We start from the raw sequence: 14,732 nt of genomic DNA, 5'->3' as shown, positions 1-14,732 counted from the left end.
CGGGGCTTTTTTTGTCTGCCGGGCGCTTTTGCCCGCTGGGGTTTCGGCGGCATGGCGATAAACGCCTGTAGCGAATATAGAAAAGGCTCCGATCCATTCGCCTGCAAGCAGGCTTCTACAGCTTCGTAGGATGGGCAAAGTTATCGTCATGCCGGCGAAGGCCGGTATCCAGTTCGGGGCACCAGGGTTCCGGTGACGGATCAAGCCCGGTACTGGCTCTTCGCCGGAACGACGTGTAGGGGCAGACGGCGGAATCAGGCGTCGGATGGAATGCCGTGCTTCTTCCGATGCGCTGCCAGCACCTGACCGGCACCGGTTTCGAACTCGCTGAGCGCTTCCATGATCCGCACCAGGCAGTTGTCGCGCAGGGTTTCCAGCTCGCGGATGGAACTGTCGCCGGCCTGTTCCTGCGTGCCTTCCACCATGCGGTCGATCAATTGGTCGTTCAGCTCCGGCGCTTCCAGTTTGGTCCAGGGCAGTTTCAGGGCCGGGCCGAACTGTTCCAGCATATGGCGCATACCGGTCTCGCCGCCGGCCAGGTGGTAGGTCAGGTTGGTGCCCATAAAGGCCCAGCGCAGCCCGGGGCCGTGGGTGATGGCCTGGTCCAGTTCACCGGTGGTGGCGACGCCGTCGTTGACCAGGTGCAGGATTTCCCTCCACACGGCCTCCAACAGGCGGTCCGACAGGTGACCGTCGATCTCGTTGCGCACATGCAGCGGGTGCATGCCGATATCCTTGAAAAAGGCCATTGCGCGCTCGACGGTTTCGGGCGAGGTCCGCTCGCCGCCGACCACTTCCACCAGCGGCAACAGGTACACCGGGTTGAAGGGGTGGCTGACCACAAAGCGTTCCGGCGCAGTCATGTTCTGCTGCAGGACCGATGGTTTGAAGCCGGACGTGGAGGAGCCGATCAGGGCGTCTTGCGGTGCAGTGCGGCTGATCTCGGCCAGCAGGTCCACTTTCATCGCTTCCCGTTCCGGCGCGTTTTCCTGGATAAAATAAGCACTCTCGCAGGCTTCCGCCAGCGAGCCGGCAAAGCGCAGCCGCTCTTTCGAGGCGCCTTCCACCAGGCCGATTTTTTCCAGCGACGGCCAGGCGGTGTCGACGCTTTCGCGCAGCTTGCGCTCCGCATCGGCGCCCGGATCCCAGGCGATGACGTCGTGTCCCTGGGCCAGCAGGCGGGCCACCCAGCCGGCGCCGATAACGCCGGCTCCAATAACTGTTGCGTGTGACATGCCGCCCCCTCAGCCCTGTACTTTCAGGTTGAAACGTTCCCGCGCCTGGGCCGCGGTGGCGACGGTGCCGCCCAGCAGCTCGACGATATGCGCGGCCTTCTCCACCAGTTGTGCGTTGGTGGCCAGCTCGCCTTTCTTCAGGTAGAGGTTGTCTTCCAGGCCCACGCGCATATTGCCGCCCATCAGCATCACCTGCGCGGCCATCGGGAACTGGTGGCGACCGATACCGAAGCCGGCCCACTGGGCACCTTCCGGCAGGTTGTCTACCATCGCTTTCAGTGTGCCCACATCGGGCGGTGCGCCCCAGGGGATGCCCATGCACAGCTGGAACAGTGGAGGCTCGTCCAGCAGCCCCTCGGCCAGCATCTGGTTGGCAAACCAGAGGTTGCCGGTGTCGAAGATTTCCAGCTCGGGTTTTACACCCAGCTCCTGCACGCGCCTGGCGCCGGTGCGCAGCATATCCGGGGAGGAGATGTAGACCAGGTTGTCGCCGCCAAAATTCAGTGACCCGCAGTCCAGGGTGCAGATCTCCGGGCGCAGCTCCTCGATATGCTCGATGCGCTCGCGGCCGCCCACCAGGTCGGTGCCCTCGGCAAAATCCATCGGCTTTTCGTCCGGGCCCAGCAGCAGGTCACCGCCCATGCCGGCGGTCAGGTTGATCACCACATCCTGGTCGGAATCGCGGATACGCTCCACCACTTCGCGGTAGAGGCCGGTATCGCGGCTGGGGGCGCCGGTTTCCGGATCGCGCACATGGATATGGGCGATGGCCGCGCCGGCCCTGGCGGCGGCGATGACGTCGTCGGCAATCTGTTTCGGGGTGACCGGCACATGGGGGCTCTTTTCGGTTGTGGCCCCGGCGCCGGTCAGGGCACAGGTAATAATCACCTTGTTGTTCATTGTATCGTCTCCGGCAGTAGGGAAGTCGTCGGCTATGCTAGAGAAGCGGTTAATAAACGCTGGCGATAATCCGCTGGGATCTTTTGAATTTGCGACAGGGCGTGCGGAAATACAGCGCGGGTGTGCGGATCAACCGCGATCCCTGCTCGGGCTGATACCGAAATCCTGCCGATAGGCGGCACTGAAATAGGCGGAGGATTGAAAACCGCAGGCAATGGCGATATCCAGTACCGTCATGTCGGTCTGGCGCAATAGCTGCCGGGCATTTTCCAGCCGCAGGTGGCGATAGAAACGCTTGGGTGGGGTGCCCACCTCTTTCTTGAACAGTCTCTCCATCTCGCGGACCGAGATCCGGGCCTTCTCGGCAACCTGCTTGACGCTCAGTGGCGGCACCAGATGCTGTTCCATGATCTGCACGGCTTGGATCAGTCGCTTGTTGGTGGTCCGCAACCGGCTGCGGGGGCTCATCCGCTGGGCGTCATTGGCGCTCTGGACATAGTTGTAGGTAAACTGCTCCGCGACTGCCATGGCCAGTTCGTTGCCGTGGCTGGCCCCGATAATGTTCAGCATCATGTCCAGGCTACTTAGGCCACCCGCGGCCGAGACCCGGGTCTCCTCGATCATGAAGCGCTCGGGCACTACCTGGATGGAGGGGTAGTTTTCCTGGAAGCCGCTGCTCGCCTCCCAGTGAACAATCGCTTTCTGCCCCTGCAGCAGCCCGGCCCTGGCGAGGATATGGGCCCCGGTATCCACGCAGCCCAGGCTCACACCGTTGACGGACAGTCTTTTCAACTCCGATAACAGCGCATCTCCACAGCCTTCCAACGGATCGAATCCCGAGACCACCACGACGGTCTGATACTCGTGCGGACAGTCGCCCAGGCTGTAATCCACCGCAAACGGCATTTCGTTGGAGGCCGTGACCGGTCGACCATCTTCAGAAATGAAGGTGAACTGGAATAATTTCCTGCCTGCCACCCGGTTGGCGACCCGCAGTGGCTCTGAACAGCAGGCCAGTGCAAAGAAGGAAAATTTCGGCACCAGCACGAAGCCGATATGCACCACGTCGCTGTTCCCGAATTTGGGTGGCTGGAAAGTGTCCTGCATGTTCGGGCCGGATGAATCTTCAGTCATGTCGCAATAGGTTAAATAATAGTCGCATTAAATAAAGTATATACCGGGGCAGGCGGTAGGATAGCGCCCACTCAACGGCTCTACGGGGAAATATGAAGTCATCTTTAGCAAAAAACCAAATTGGGGAATCAATGCAAACTGATAACATCGGCACCGATTTTGAACAAAAGCCTCTCGCCCGGGTGATCTCCGCATCACTGGCTGTTCTGCTGAGCCACGGGGTTGCAGCGCAGGAAGCCGGCGGTGAGAAAGCCGTCGATCTGACACTGGAGGAGATTACAGTCACCGCCCAGCGAAAGGTACAGAATCTGCAGAGTGTTCCCATCGCTGTTTCCGCATTTGGCGAAGAAGCCATGGAGCGCGGCAATATGCTGGACGTCGAAGACGTCTCCGCGATGACCCCGGGCTTCTCCCTTTCCAACTACAATCCGGTGACCCCGCAGCCGTATATCCGCGGTGTGGGCACCAACTCCAGTTCCGTGGGCGACGACGCCTCCGTGGGCGTTTTCATCGATGAAGTCTACGCTGGCCGCGCGGGTGGCTACCGGGCCGATATGTTCGATGTGCGGCGCGTGGAAGTACTGCGCGGGCCGCAGGGCTCCCTCTACGGTCGCAATGTCGCCGGCGGCGCGATCAATGTTATCACCAACAACCCGACCGATACGTTTGAATCCAAAATCAAGGTGACCGGCGGCAACTACAACCTGCGCGAACTGCGCGGCATGGTCAGTGGCCCGCTGTCCGATAATGTCAACGGACGCCTCGCCGTGTCCAGCCGCGAGCGCGATGGCTGGATCGACAACGTGGCCAACGGCAACGAGCTGGCCGACCAGGACAACACCTCTGTTCGCGGCAAGCTCGACTTCGAGCTGGGCGCCAATACCTATCTGCTGCTGAGCGCCGACTACGCCGAGGACGACCTGGTCGGTTCCGGTGCGCGCAGCATTGTGGGCTACGAAGAGGCATTCGGTGTAGAGCACCCGACTGAAAACCAGCACGACAAGGTGGACCTGTTCACGGACGGTTATACCGATCGCGAGATGGGTGGTGTCTCCGCCAAGCTGACCCACGGCATGGGCGACGTGGACCTGGTGTCGATTACCTCCTACCGCACCCAGGATTACGCCTTCAACGATGACCTGATGGGTAAGTACCTGGCGGCAGCCGACACTGCGATGACCAACGATGCCACCGAGGAGTCCAGCCAGATCACGCAGGAATTGCGCCTGCAGTCCACCTCTGCGGATAAACTGGAGTGGACCACCGGCCTGTATTTCTTCAATGAAGAAGTGGAGCGCGTTGAAAGCTTCGATTCCTCCCTGATTTACGATCTGATGGGTGTCGAGGGCCTGAGCTCGCGCCCGGTGTGGGACGCGAGCAACGAAACCACCAGCTACGCAGTGTTTGGTGAGACCACCTACCACTTTTCCCCCTTCTGGAGTGCGTCACTGGGCGGCCGCTACACCTATGACCACAAAGACTTCACCAGTACCGCCACCGGCGGACCGGACCTGCTCGGTTTCCTGTCCGAAAACTACGATGTGGCCGCCGACGAGAGCTGGAATGAATTCACGCCCAAGGCAACCCTGACCTATACCAGCGACGATTCGGATATCGTCTATGCGACCGTCTCACAGGGTTACAAGGCCGGTGGCTTCAACGGTATCGCCGCGACAGAGCAGGGCGCCACCGTGGCATTCGACCCGGAAAACGCCACCAACTACGAGCTGGGCTTCAAATCCAACCTGCTGGACCAGCGCGTACGCCTGAACGGTGCCGCCTTCTTCATGGATTACTCCGACCTGCAGAGCTTTACCGTAGACCTGGGAACCGGCGAAGTGGTTACCGCTACTGGCGATGCGGAGATCAAGGGTATCGAGCTGGAAGCCACGGCCTATGTCACCGAAGCGCTGCGTATGGGGCTCAACTACGGCTACACCGATTCCGAATATGTGAGCTTTGAATCGGACCCCGCAATCGTGGGCAACCGCCTGGCCCGCACTCCGGAGCATACGGCATCGGCGAATATCAACTACGAGTGGATGCTGGATGGCGGATCCGCCATCAACTTCAACACCAACGCCATGTACCAGGGCGAGGTATACTACAGCGTTGATAACAGTGAAGCGGCTGCCGACGAGGAGCGTACGCTGGTCAATGCCAACATCGCCTGGAGAAACTTCGATGGCCTGAAGGTGGCTTTCTGGGGCAAAAACCTGACGGACGAAGAGTACGTGGCTCACGCGTTCGAACAGGCCGGAATGGGCTTTGCAATCCAGGGCGAACCCAGAACCTGGGGTGTGAGTGTCACCAAGGAATTCTTCTGACCGGATAATAGTGCTGCTTCGGGGCACCACAGCTTTGTGGTGCCCCCGTTTTTTTAACCGGTATTAAGAAGATGTACTTGAACTCCTCCCAGACAAAACCCAGGCTCGACCTCACGGCCTTTATCCCGGCATTCGGGATCGCCTTGCTGGTAGCTTGTGTATTGATCCTGAAACCGGAACAGGCGGAGACCTGGGCCAGTAACCTGATGTCCCTCGTCACCGGCCATTTCGGCTGGCTGTTTGTCATTTTCGGTTTCGGCACTTTTGTCTTTGCCCTGTGGCTGGCCTTCGGCCGCTACGGCCAGGTGAAGCTCTCCCGTACCGACGAGCCGCCGGAATTTTCGGAACTGAGCTGGGCGGCGATGATGTTTTCTGCCGGTATCGGCATAGGCCTGGTCAGCTGGTCGTTTGTCGAACCCATCTATTACCTGTCCACACCGCCGCTGCATCTCGACCCCCATTCGCCCTCTGCCGCGGAGTGGGGACATATGTATGCGCAGTTCCACTGGAGCTTCGTGCCCTGGGCGCTCTACGCGGTACCGTCGGTGGCCGTGGCCTATATGCTGCACGTGGACCGCCGCCCCTTCCTGCGTATTTCCGAAGTCTGTCGCCCGTTGCTGGGCCGCCGCGCCGACGGATGGATGGGGTCGGTGATCGATACGTTGATTATTCTCGGTCTGCTCGGCGGTGCCGGTACCTCACTGGGGCTGGGAGTGCCACTGGTTTCCGCACTCACCACCTCCCTGCTGGGCATCGAGGAAACCCTGTTGACCCGGCTCGGCGTTATCGGCTTCTGGACTCTGATTTTCGGTGCCAGCGCCTACAAGGGGCTGAAAGCGGGGATTCGCATTCTCAGCGACATCAATATTTTCCTGGCGATCGCCCTGGTACTGGTAGTACTGCTGGCCGGCCCCACGGTGTTCATTCTTTCCATGTCTGCCAACAGCCTCGGCCTGATGCTGGACAACTTTACCCGCATCAGTTTCTGGCTGGACCCGATCGAGCAGAGTGGTTTCCCGGATACCTGGACCCTGTTCTACTGGGGCTGGTGGATCGCCTACGCGCCGCTGATGGGGCTGTTCTTCGGCCGTATTTCGCGCGGGCGCACCATCCGCCAGACCGTGTTGGGCATCATGACCTGGGGCAGTCTCGGCTGCATTGCCTTTCTCAGCATCTGCGGCGCCTACGCGCTGGACCTGGAGTTGTCCGGAACGCTGCCGGTGACGCAACTGCTGGATGAAAGCGGTATCCCGGCAACAGTGGTGGCGATTGTTCAGACACTGCCTTTCAGCCAGTTGATACTGGCCGCGTTTACTCTGCTGAGCTTTGTCTTCCTGGCGACTACGCTGGACTCCTCCGCCTATGTACTGGCCAGCATCAGCACCAGAAACCTGTCCGGCGAACAGGAGCCGGCCAAAGCGAATCGCCTGGCCTGGGCATTCGCACTGGCGCTGATCGCCGTGGGGCTGCTGTTTGCCAGCGCCCTGGAAACGGTCAAGTCCCTGACCATTATCCTGGCGCTGCCCCTGACCGCAGTGCTGTTCCTGATTTTCCGTGCCCTGCTACGGGTGCTCAACAATGACTTCGGATCGCGGGTGCGCAAAAGCGCACTGGTGGTCCGGGCGACTGATGAGGAATCATAAAATGTATAGAGTGTTTCTGCTGCTGACGGTACTGCTCAGCGCCCAGGTGCTGGCGACAACCGACGATAACCGTGGCGAGCTGGAAGATGTGGTGGAAGAAGGCTCGGTGGAAGCCTTTGTAGCCAAAGCGATTACCCATGCAAAAGCCACCGTCAAGGACACCTCGCTCGAAGCCATCAGCGATGCGCTGCGACCTTATGACAAAGCCTACTTCCCGGCCTCGGAACAGCCGCTGCCCACGGTGTTGTTCTTCCACGGTTGCAGCGGTCCCACCGCCAGCCACGAACAGGACTGGGCGAAGCGTTTCAACGACGCCGGCATCGGCCTGGTTGCCGTCGACAGCTACAAGGGTCGCGGTATCGAATGGCGCCAGGCGTGTGACTTCAAGGTGATGACCCCCTGGCAGCGCTCTGCCGATATCCTCGCCACCATCGAGGATATCAAAGCCGACCCGCGCGTCGACGCGGACCAGCTGTACCTGGCCGGCTTCTCCCACGGTGCCGTCACAATCTGGGCCGCGTTGGCCCAGGCTTCCACCCGGACCCCGCCGATCGGCCTGCCCGAATGGCCCGAGGTGGGTTTCGAACAGCATGTACAGGGCGCCTTCATGTTCTACGGCACCTGTATGCAGCCCTGGACCACCGACGTGGACGCGGCCATGTTCCTGGGGACCGACGACCGCTATATCGAAGAGGAAACCTGCCAGGCGTATGAACCCAAACATCCGCAGCAGGCCGGTGCGCTGACAGTGAAAATCTACCCGGGCGCCACCCACACCTTCGACCACGCCAACCCCAATCGGGCCAATATCGAGGCCGGCTCCAAGTACGATCCGGACGCCACCGAAGACGCCTGGAAAACCATGCTGAAAATGATTGAGGGCAACCGCTGATGGCGAGTGTCAGAACCCACTCCGGCGTCGCACATACCTGGCTGTGCGACGAGATGGGACACCTGAATACCCGCAACTATGTAGGTATGTTCGACGACGCCATGCAGCACTTCATGCTGATTCTCGGCCACAAGGCCACGGTCGATGGCGAACGCCGCCTCGGCTGGGCCGACGTGCGCCACGAGATCGACTATATAGCCGAGGTGCCCGAAGGCGCCCTGGTGCATGTCGAGTGCGAAGCTCTGCGGGTAGGCAACAGCTCCATTACCTACCGACAGACGCTGATCCTGAGCGAGACCGCCGAAGTGGCCGCAGTCAACAGGGCCACCTCGGTCCTGTTTGATCTGAAGAAGCGCACTGCTACACCGATTCCCGATGTGATACGGCAGGCGGCAGATCGGTATATGGTTGAGGTGACCGATAACGACTAGCCGGGCCAGGGCATAATCGATCTGCGCACGCAGGGGCTCCAGAGCGAATCTTGGCAACAGGGTGCGCCGTCACTTCTCCCCCTTGGTCCCCTGTACAAACCGGCACTGGTGGCCAAAGTCCACATCCTGTACCCGCAAACGCACTGCTTCCATCACGCGAAGGCCCGAGCCGTACATCAGTGACGCTGCCAACCAGTGCGCGCTCTATTGGTTCTATTGAATTCCGGGTCGCCGATATCGAGGCGGATAAACTGCTTGTACAGGAAGGCAACAGCGTTCAGCGCGGTCTTCTGTGTATTGATCGCCACCGAACACCTACCCGCCAGATGGATCAACCAGCCGCTGACTTCGATTGCTCCCATGGATTCCGGGTGTCTCATATGTTCCTGGCCACAGACGCCCGATCATGTAAAAAGTCATTAGAATAAATAGCTTACTGGAAGTACCTGAAAAAGGGGATATGAGGCGCAATGATCGTTTTTACAGAGATGTACAAAAGTACCAATTGATCTGGAGGATTGACGGTGCGGGTGTTGCAGCGCATTCTTAGTCAACTTGTCTCAATTGAGATATGAGGCAGGGGATATTGGTCGTCACGACCACGATATAAATGCTGGGCGGTTGTATCAAACCGCGTATGCTTGTTAGCCGCCTCGCATAGCCAGAATTTGCCACGGTGACCTTACTAAGGAGTGCATAAGTAGCCCGACATGGAATTTCGGACCGTATGAGGCATGGATGCCGATTACGAGCGTACACGGATGTATTCACAGCGTGTCTGAAATTTCATGTCGGGCTACTTATGCACGTATTAATAAGTAGATAGTTGAATGGCGAGTACAAATACGCTGGAGGCTGGAGTAAGAACTATGAGCACCGAAACTGATGCACTCGAGCACTTCTTCGCTGCAATCAATCGCAATGACATGCAGGCCATAGCTAAAAATTTTGATCCGCACATTGTGCGCATTGAGCCCGAAGGCTTTCCAGCAGCCGGCACCTACCGTGGTATCACGGAAGTGCAAGATCATGTCGCGAAAGGACGCGAGACTTGGGCCGAAGGAACCTGCGAACCCGAAAAATTCTTAGTGAATGGAGATAAAGTCGTCGTATATCTCCATGCCAGGGTCCGCTTAAAAGATTCGTCTGATTGGGTTGGTGGGCAATTTGCCGATGGCTTTGTGTTTCGCAATGGCAAGATCACCCAGTATATTTCATTTGGGAAACGTTCGGATGCTCTAGAGTGGGCCGGTATTGAAGACCAGGGGGCGACCTGAGGCCGTCCAAAAAACGTATGCAGTCCAAGAGCCATTGGGAGCAGGCCTGCCAGACCAGCTGCAGGTGGGGTGGTTAATACGGACCAAAGTTTCACCGAATTAAGTACGCAGTTGCCGGACCCGGTCTACCGGATATACGTGTTTTTATGGGAGCGCTGGATATCAAAACTTCTGAAGGTCCTGGAGCGCATATATACATTGGCTCAAAAACCCCATGGCACGAGATTAATGATAAAATCCCGCAACATGAAGAGCGTCCATTCACAGGGGTTAACAAAGCAATGCCCCCGACAAGCGGGTGATTGCGACGTCAACCCTCATACGATTTTTTCGAACAGATAAAAGATATTAACAATATGAAGAAATGCTTTTTCTTGGCCTTGTTTGCCGTATCATTCACGACCAGCGCCATTGTCATTCGTGACGACGTTGAAGATGAGCAGTATCAGGTTCCCGCCTCTACGCTACCAGCATTGGCCGATTTCCCAGGCGAAGGGCACGGTGTCCTGATTTCTCCTCAATGGGTTGTTACAGCCGCGCACGTGGTTCATATGCAACACGTCCAAAAGATCCTTGTTAACGGCCTGTCACGTAAAGTTGAATCTGTAGTCGTTCATTCTGGATACAGGATGCCTCCTGAGATGCTTGTCAAAGAGGCGTTAGCCTCTGGTGACGGTTCTGAGTTAAGAGCTTTTCTCGCGTCGTCCGACGACATTGCGCTTATTAAGTTGAAAGCGCCTGTTACTGATGCCAAACCAGTCTCTCTTTATCGTGGCAGCAACGAAATTGGCAGGACTGTCCAGCTGATCGGCAAGGGGGCCACTGGCAATGGCAGTGAGGGGGTGGAACCTCACAGCCCACATCGCACCACTTTGCGCAGAGCCTTCAACATCATTTCTAGTGTTGATGAACGTTGGATTTCCTACACGTTTGACTCACCGGAATCTGCCGTTCCACTCGAGGGCGTGTCGGGTAATGGTGATAGTGGAGGCCCCGTCCTTATCAGGGAGGAACAGCAATGGCAGCTTGCCGGGCTTGTTTCCTGGGATTCCAGCGAAAGAGATTTACGCACGTATCGCGGTCCACTTTACGGTGATGGCGGAAATAACGTTCGTATTTCTCATTACATAGCGTGGATCGAAAGCACCCTATCTGGCGAGGAACAGAAGCAGGGTCTGGAGCCGGCGGGAGGCTAATCGGGCGCTACACTGAAGGGACAATACTATGCACCTTTGTGCCAGTCGCTTCGCTCTCATTGTCCGCCGGTGAGCGCGGCGAGATGCGTCATTGCATCACCATGCAGGATTGGCCCCGTAGTGGCCGTTTTTGGCCTGAAAAAGCAGCTAAGATCCAGCGTGTGTAAAATTTCTGCTCTCTACTCCATGCGCCCGTCGCCGCCACGGCGACGGGCGCGATAGTGTCAATCATGCAGCCAGGTGCTTTTTGAAGAACGGCACGACTTTTTCCAGTGCCTTGGTGGTGGCCTCCGGCTGGTCGTACAGCTCATAGTGCGAGGTATTCGGAAGCACCAGCAGCTCCTTGTCTTTCGATGCCGCGCGGCCATAGATCTCCAGGCCGTCGCGGTAGGCCCCGAATCCACCGGGCTTGTCACCTACCACTACCAGTAACGGCTGAGTCAGTAGCACTTCGGCGAGGTGGAACGCGTCCCAGTCCATGGCGGCGGCCCGGCGCGAGAACAGAAAGCTGGTCAACCCATGAGCGGTTTGACCGCGTGGCGTCTTGTAATAGTCGGTAGCTTCGAGAACATCTATATCGGTGACGCCGGCCTCCTTGGCAGCCTCCACCGATGCTGGCAGAACGTCGTCCACCCGCGCCTTGCCGCCACGTGCCTCAGTGGTTCGCTGCTGAGCGATGGCTTCCAGCGTGCCGACTGGATCATAGCCGCCGAAGCCTTCGCGGCTGAGACGCCCGAAGTTGGCTCCTGTGATCGTGACTACCGCCCTGATTCGGCGCTCGGACTTTGCAGCACTGATGGAATAGCCACCACCGCCGCAGACACCAAGCACGCCGATACGATCAGCGTCCACGTAGGGGAGGGTCACGAGGTAGTCGGAAACCTGCCGGAAATCCTCCACGCGCTGACCGGGGTCTTCTGTGAGGCGCGGCTCTCCGCCACTGGCACCCTGGTAGCTGGCGTCGAAGGCGATCACCACAAAGCCTTCCCTCGCTAGCGCGGCCCCGTAGACATTGCCGGAAGTCTGCTCCTTGCAACTGCCAATAGGATGCGCACTGATGACTGTCGGGTACTTCTTGCTTTTATCAAAGTCCGGCGGAAAATGAATGTTGGCCGCAATGTCCCAAGCCATGCCCGGATTGCGGATGCGGATGGTTTCGATGGGGTTATCCATAACTGACTCCTCGTGAAAGTGTTGGTGGTTGCACGTTTTTCTACTGGCAGATGCCAGCGTGAAGACATGGTAGGCACTGGCAAATTATTTGATAATACGGCAATATTCGAATACCTTTATTAGTGGAGCTCATTAATGGATGGACGTCAGCTGCAGGACTTGGTCGCTTTCCTCGCAGTGGCTGAGGAACTCAGCTTCACTCGCGCGGCCGCGCGTCTCGGGGTTTCGCAATCGGCGTTGAGCCAGATCATCCGAGGATTGGAGGAACGGCTTGACCTGAGGCTGTTCTCGCGCACGACGCGCAGCGTCTCGATGACTTCGGCCGGCGAACGGCTGCTCGCGCTAATCGCCCCGTCGATGCGCCAGATTGAGTCGGGCATCGAGCAGGTGACCGCGTTGCGGGACAAGCCCGCCGGGACGGTCCGCCTCACCGCTGACGAGTACGCAGTGCATAGCGTGCTTCAGCCGGTGCTGGAGCGTTTCCTCCTTGAATACCCGAACATCCGGGTAGAGCTGGCCGTCGATTACGGCCTCACTGATATCGTCAGCGGCCGCTTCGATGCGGGCGTCCGTCGTGGTGGCCTGGTGGAGAAGGACATGATTGCGGTACGGATCAGCGACCCGCACCCGATGGCGGTGGTCGGGTCGCCGTCCTATTTTGAAGGTAGGTCGCAGCCGGCACACCCGCGCGAGCTCACAGAGCATGCCTGCATCAATCTGCGTCTGCCTACGCACGGCGAGCAATTTGAATGGTTGTTTGTTGAATCAGGGAAGGAGATGCGCGTGAAGGTGGAAGGTCCGTTGATTACCAACAGCATCGCATCCGTACGCGACGCCACTCTGGCCGGACTCGGTTTGGCCTACCTGCCGCAGGCATACCTGCACAAAGAGCTCGAGTCCGGGGAGTTGGCCGAAGTGCTGGGCGACTGGCGAAAAACCTTTGAACCATACCACCTCTATTATCCGAGCCGCCGCCACGCGTCGCCCGCGTTTTCGCTATTGCTCAATGCGTTGCGCTGCAGGGAATAACGATTATCTTCACGAGCCGTCGCGAGTCAGAAGTGGGCAATCAGTGGCTACTGAAGCCGGAATGCCACATATTAGTCGTCTCAAAGTTGTTATGACCAAAGCCCGCCCTCCGGAGCCGTCATTCCGGACTTGATCCGGGATCCAGCGAAGGTGCCCGGGTGGCCTGGATTGCCGGCTCGATCGGCTGTAGTGGCCCGGAGTACCGGGCCGCCGGCATTGCGGGTGGCCGTAGGCGAGAGTGCTTAGCCGCGGTGGGTGGAAGGGAAGGCGCGGCGATAGCTCGCCGGGCCGAGGTTCAGGGAAAGGATAAAAATAACGATGGCCCCGACAACCAGCAGTAGCCAGGCGAACTCGAAGCTGTGCAACTGGTCGCGCATGATGCCGCTGATCCACGGCGTGACAGCGGCGATGATATAGCCGATCCCCTGGACGAAGGCTGTCAGCCTGCCGGACTGCAGCGGATCGTCCTGGTGATCCATGGTGACGATCATGGACATCGGGAAGAAGCCGCCGATACCCAGGCCGATAATGCCGGCCCAGAGCGGCAGGCCGGCCTCCGGCGCCAGGGCCAGGCCGCCAAAACCCAGCAGTTGCAGTGCGCAGAGGGTAAACAGGACCGGCCTGCGGTCGCGCCCGCGGTTGGCCCAGGCGGGGAATACCAGCCCGGCGACCACCTCCATCAGTGTCAGGAACCCCAGCAGCAGGCCCGCCTGTTTGTCGCTGTAGCCCTGTTCAATGGCGTAGGGGGCCAGCCAGGCCAGTACGCAGACATAGGCGCCGGTACCCAGCCCGAACAGGCTGGCCAGTTTCCACGAGCGGCGGTTTTTCCAGAAGCGCGGGCCCGGTTCGGTGCCGCTGGCCGGTATCGCCAGTGCGCGTTTGCGGGTGAGCCAGGCCCAGGCTAGGCAGGCCGCCAGGGTCAGCCAGGCCCAGTGGGCCAGGCCGCCGCGCCACTCGCTGAAATCGGCGATCACCGGTGCTCCCGCGGCGGCAAAGGTGGCGCCGGCCATGATGGCCGTGACATAGAACCCCATCACCGCCGGCACCCGGCTGCCGAAGTTGGCTTTGATGATGGCCGGTATCAGTGTCTGCACGATGGCGATGCCCAGGCCGGCGAGCAGGGCAGTGGCCAACAGGCCGGTGGTGGAGCCGACCCAGAAGCGCACGCCGGTGGCCAGTGCCAGGCACAGGAGGGAGTAGCCGATGGTCTGTGCCGTGCCCAGGTACCGCGCTATCCGGAAGCCCACGAAGCAGGCCAGGCCCATGGCCAGCACCGGCAAGGTGGTCAGCAATGAGGCGGCGCTGAAGCTGATGGGCATATCCTGCTGAATGGCCGGCAACAGGGGGCCTACCGACGCGAGTACCGGCCGCAGATTGAGAGCGACCAGTACGATCACTGCGCCGAGCAACAGCGGATGGGCGGGGGACGGCGTTCGCATGCCGGTGGTTTCCTTTTTCAGTTTCCGGTTATATCTTTACATCAAGATACTTTCAG

Annotated in this window: 14 protein-coding genes; 7 read left to right on the top strand and 7 right to left on the bottom strand. The window is 59.2% G+C overall.

Going from position 1 to position 14,732, the window contains the following annotated elements; genetic code table 11:
* Nucleotides 1-254: 254 nt before the first annotated feature.
* The 3 genes from OQE62_RS01535 to OQE62_RS01525 all read right to left on the bottom strand — a co-directional run bounded on the left by OQE62_RS01535 (nucleotide 255) and on the right by OQE62_RS01525 (nucleotide 3,269).
* The gene (locus OQE62_RS01535) at nucleotides 255-1,235 is read right to left on the bottom strand and encodes an L-carnitine dehydrogenase (protein WP_265720219.1); all 981 of its coding nucleotides are present in this window, start codon (nucleotides 1,233-1,235) and stop codon (nucleotides 255-257) included.
* A gap of 9 nt (nucleotides 1,236-1,244) precedes the next feature.
* Entirely contained in the window at nucleotides 1,245-2,135 is an 891-nt protein-coding gene (locus OQE62_RS01530; RefSeq protein WP_265720218.1) for a BKACE family enzyme, read from the bottom strand.
* 129 nt (nucleotides 2,136-2,264) lie between these two features.
* Nucleotides 2,265-3,269, bottom strand: coding sequence for a GlxA family transcriptional regulator (locus tag OQE62_RS01525; RefSeq protein ID WP_265720217.1), 1,005 nt, complete (start codon nucleotides 3,267-3,269; stop codon nucleotides 2,265-2,267).
* Nucleotides 3,270-3,400: 131 nt separating this feature from the next.
* Here OQE62_RS01525 and OQE62_RS01520 point away from each other — a divergent pair, with 131 nt between their 5' ends.
* From OQE62_RS01520 to OQE62_RS01505, 4 genes are all read left to right on the top strand, one after another.
* Nucleotides 3,401-5,596, top strand: a complete 2,196-nt coding sequence (locus tag OQE62_RS01520; RefSeq protein WP_265720216.1) for a TonB-dependent receptor — start codon at nucleotides 3,401-3,403, stop codon at nucleotides 5,594-5,596.
* A 71-nt stretch (nucleotides 5,597-5,667) separates the two neighbouring features.
* Entirely contained in the window at nucleotides 5,668-7,239 is a 1,572-nt protein-coding gene (locus OQE62_RS01515) for a BCCT family transporter (protein WP_265720215.1), read from the top strand.
* Nucleotide 7,240: 1 nt separating this feature from the next.
* Complete coding sequence (locus OQE62_RS01510; RefSeq protein WP_265720214.1) at nucleotides 7,241-8,131, top strand: dienelactone hydrolase family protein; 891 nt, start codon at nucleotides 7,241-7,243, stop codon at nucleotides 8,129-8,131.
* On the top strand, nucleotides 8,131-8,562 hold the full coding sequence (locus OQE62_RS01505) for an acyl-CoA thioesterase (protein ID WP_265720213.1): 432 nt from the start codon (nucleotides 8,131-8,133) through the stop codon (nucleotides 8,560-8,562). The genes OQE62_RS01510 and OQE62_RS01505 overlap by 1 nt, the downstream gene beginning before the upstream one ends.
* A 69-nt stretch (nucleotides 8,563-8,631) precedes the next feature.
* On the opposite strand, the gene OQE62_RS19455 is transcribed toward OQE62_RS01505, so the two are convergent.
* Together OQE62_RS19455 and OQE62_RS01500 are read right to left on the bottom strand one after the other, a co-directional pair.
* Nucleotides 8,632-8,715, bottom strand: coding sequence for a hypothetical protein (locus tag OQE62_RS19455; protein ID WP_377595649.1), 84 nt, complete (start codon nucleotides 8,713-8,715; stop codon nucleotides 8,632-8,634).
* 23 nt (nucleotides 8,716-8,738) lie between these two features.
* Nucleotides 8,739-8,942 carry a phage integrase N-terminal SAM-like domain-containing protein gene (locus OQE62_RS01500; RefSeq protein ID WP_377535442.1) on the bottom strand — a complete coding sequence of 68 codons (204 nt, stop codon included), beginning with the start codon at nucleotides 8,940-8,942 and terminating at the stop codon, nucleotides 8,739-8,741.
* Between the two features lie 489 nt (nucleotides 8,943-9,431).
* On the opposite strand from OQE62_RS01500, the gene OQE62_RS01495 reads away from it, so the two are divergent.
* Nucleotides 9,432-9,839: a nuclear transport factor 2 family protein gene (locus OQE62_RS01495; protein WP_265720211.1), complete on the top strand. Its 408-nt coding sequence runs from the start codon at nucleotides 9,432-9,434 to the stop codon at nucleotides 9,837-9,839.
* Between the two features lie 302 nt (nucleotides 9,840-10,141).
* Complete coding sequence (locus OQE62_RS01490; protein ID WP_265720210.1) at nucleotides 10,142-11,035, top strand: S1 family peptidase; 894 nt, start codon at nucleotides 10,142-10,144, stop codon at nucleotides 11,033-11,035.
* 228 nt (nucleotides 11,036-11,263) lie between these two features.
* On the opposite strand, the gene OQE62_RS01485 is transcribed toward OQE62_RS01490, so the two are convergent.
* A complete protein-coding gene (locus OQE62_RS01485) occupies nucleotides 11,264-12,208 on the bottom strand; it encodes an alpha/beta hydrolase (protein ID WP_265720209.1) in 945 nt (314 codons plus the stop codon).
* A 135-nt stretch (nucleotides 12,209-12,343) separates the two neighbouring features.
* Here OQE62_RS01485 and OQE62_RS01480 point away from each other — a divergent pair, with 135 nt between their 5' ends.
* Complete coding sequence (locus OQE62_RS01480; RefSeq protein ID WP_265720208.1) at nucleotides 12,344-13,237, top strand: LysR family transcriptional regulator; 894 nt, start codon at nucleotides 12,344-12,346, stop codon at nucleotides 13,235-13,237.
* A 242-nt stretch (nucleotides 13,238-13,479) separates the two neighbouring features.
* Here OQE62_RS01480 and OQE62_RS01475 read toward each other — a convergent pair whose 3' ends face one another.
* Nucleotides 13,480-14,676, bottom strand: a complete 1,197-nt coding sequence (locus OQE62_RS01475) for a cyanate transporter (RefSeq protein ID WP_265720207.1) — start codon at nucleotides 14,674-14,676, stop codon at nucleotides 13,480-13,482.
* Between the last annotated feature and the right edge of the window lie 56 nt (nucleotides 14,677-14,732).

This window comes from Microbulbifer halophilus (assembly GCF_026183675.1).
GTDB lineage: Bacteria > Pseudomonadota > Gammaproteobacteria > Pseudomonadales > Cellvibrionaceae > Microbulbifer > Microbulbifer halophilus.
Note: the sequence above shows the minus strand (reverse complement) of the source record. Positions and strands in the feature narration are given on the sequence as shown.

Coding starts and splice junctions, on each gene's coding strand:
- OQE62_RS01535 (WP_265720219.1), bottom strand. CDS start 1,235: ATGTCACACGCAACAGTTATTGGAGCCGGCGTTATCGGCGCCGGCTGG.
- OQE62_RS01530 (WP_265720218.1), bottom strand. CDS start 2,135: ATGAACAACAAGGTGATTATTACCTGTGCCCTGACCGGCGCCGGGGCC.
- OQE62_RS01525 (WP_265720217.1), bottom strand. CDS start 3,269: ATGACTGAAGATTCATCCGGCCCGAACATGCAGGACACTTTCCAGCCA.
- OQE62_RS01520 (WP_265720216.1), top strand. CDS start 3,401: ATGCAAACTGATAACATCGGCACCGATTTTGAACAAAAGCCTCTCGCC.
- OQE62_RS01515 (WP_265720215.1), top strand. CDS start 5,668: ATGTACTTGAACTCCTCCCAGACAAAACCCAGGCTCGACCTCACGGCC.
- OQE62_RS01510 (WP_265720214.1), top strand. CDS start 7,241: ATGTATAGAGTGTTTCTGCTGCTGACGGTACTGCTCAGCGCCCAGGTG.
- OQE62_RS01505 (WP_265720213.1), top strand. CDS start 8,131: ATGGCGAGTGTCAGAACCCACTCCGGCGTCGCACATACCTGGCTGTGC.
- OQE62_RS19455 (WP_377595649.1), bottom strand. CDS start 8,715: ATGGAAGCAGTGCGTTTGCGGGTACAGGATGTGGACTTTGGCCACCAG.
- OQE62_RS01500 (WP_377535442.1), bottom strand. CDS start 8,942: ATGAGACACCCGGAATCCATGGGAGCAATCGAAGTCAGCGGCTGGTTG.
- OQE62_RS01495 (WP_265720211.1), top strand. CDS start 9,432: ATGAGCACCGAAACTGATGCACTCGAGCACTTCTTCGCTGCAATCAAT.
- OQE62_RS01485 (WP_265720209.1), bottom strand. CDS start 12,208: ATGGATAACCCCATCGAAACCATCCGCATCCGCAATCCGGGCATGGCT.
- OQE62_RS01480 (WP_265720208.1), top strand. CDS start 12,344: ATGGATGGACGTCAGCTGCAGGACTTGGTCGCTTTCCTCGCAGTGGCT.
- OQE62_RS01475 (WP_265720207.1), bottom strand. CDS start 14,676: ATGCGAACGCCGTCCCCCGCCCATCCGCTGTTGCTCGGCGCAGTGATC.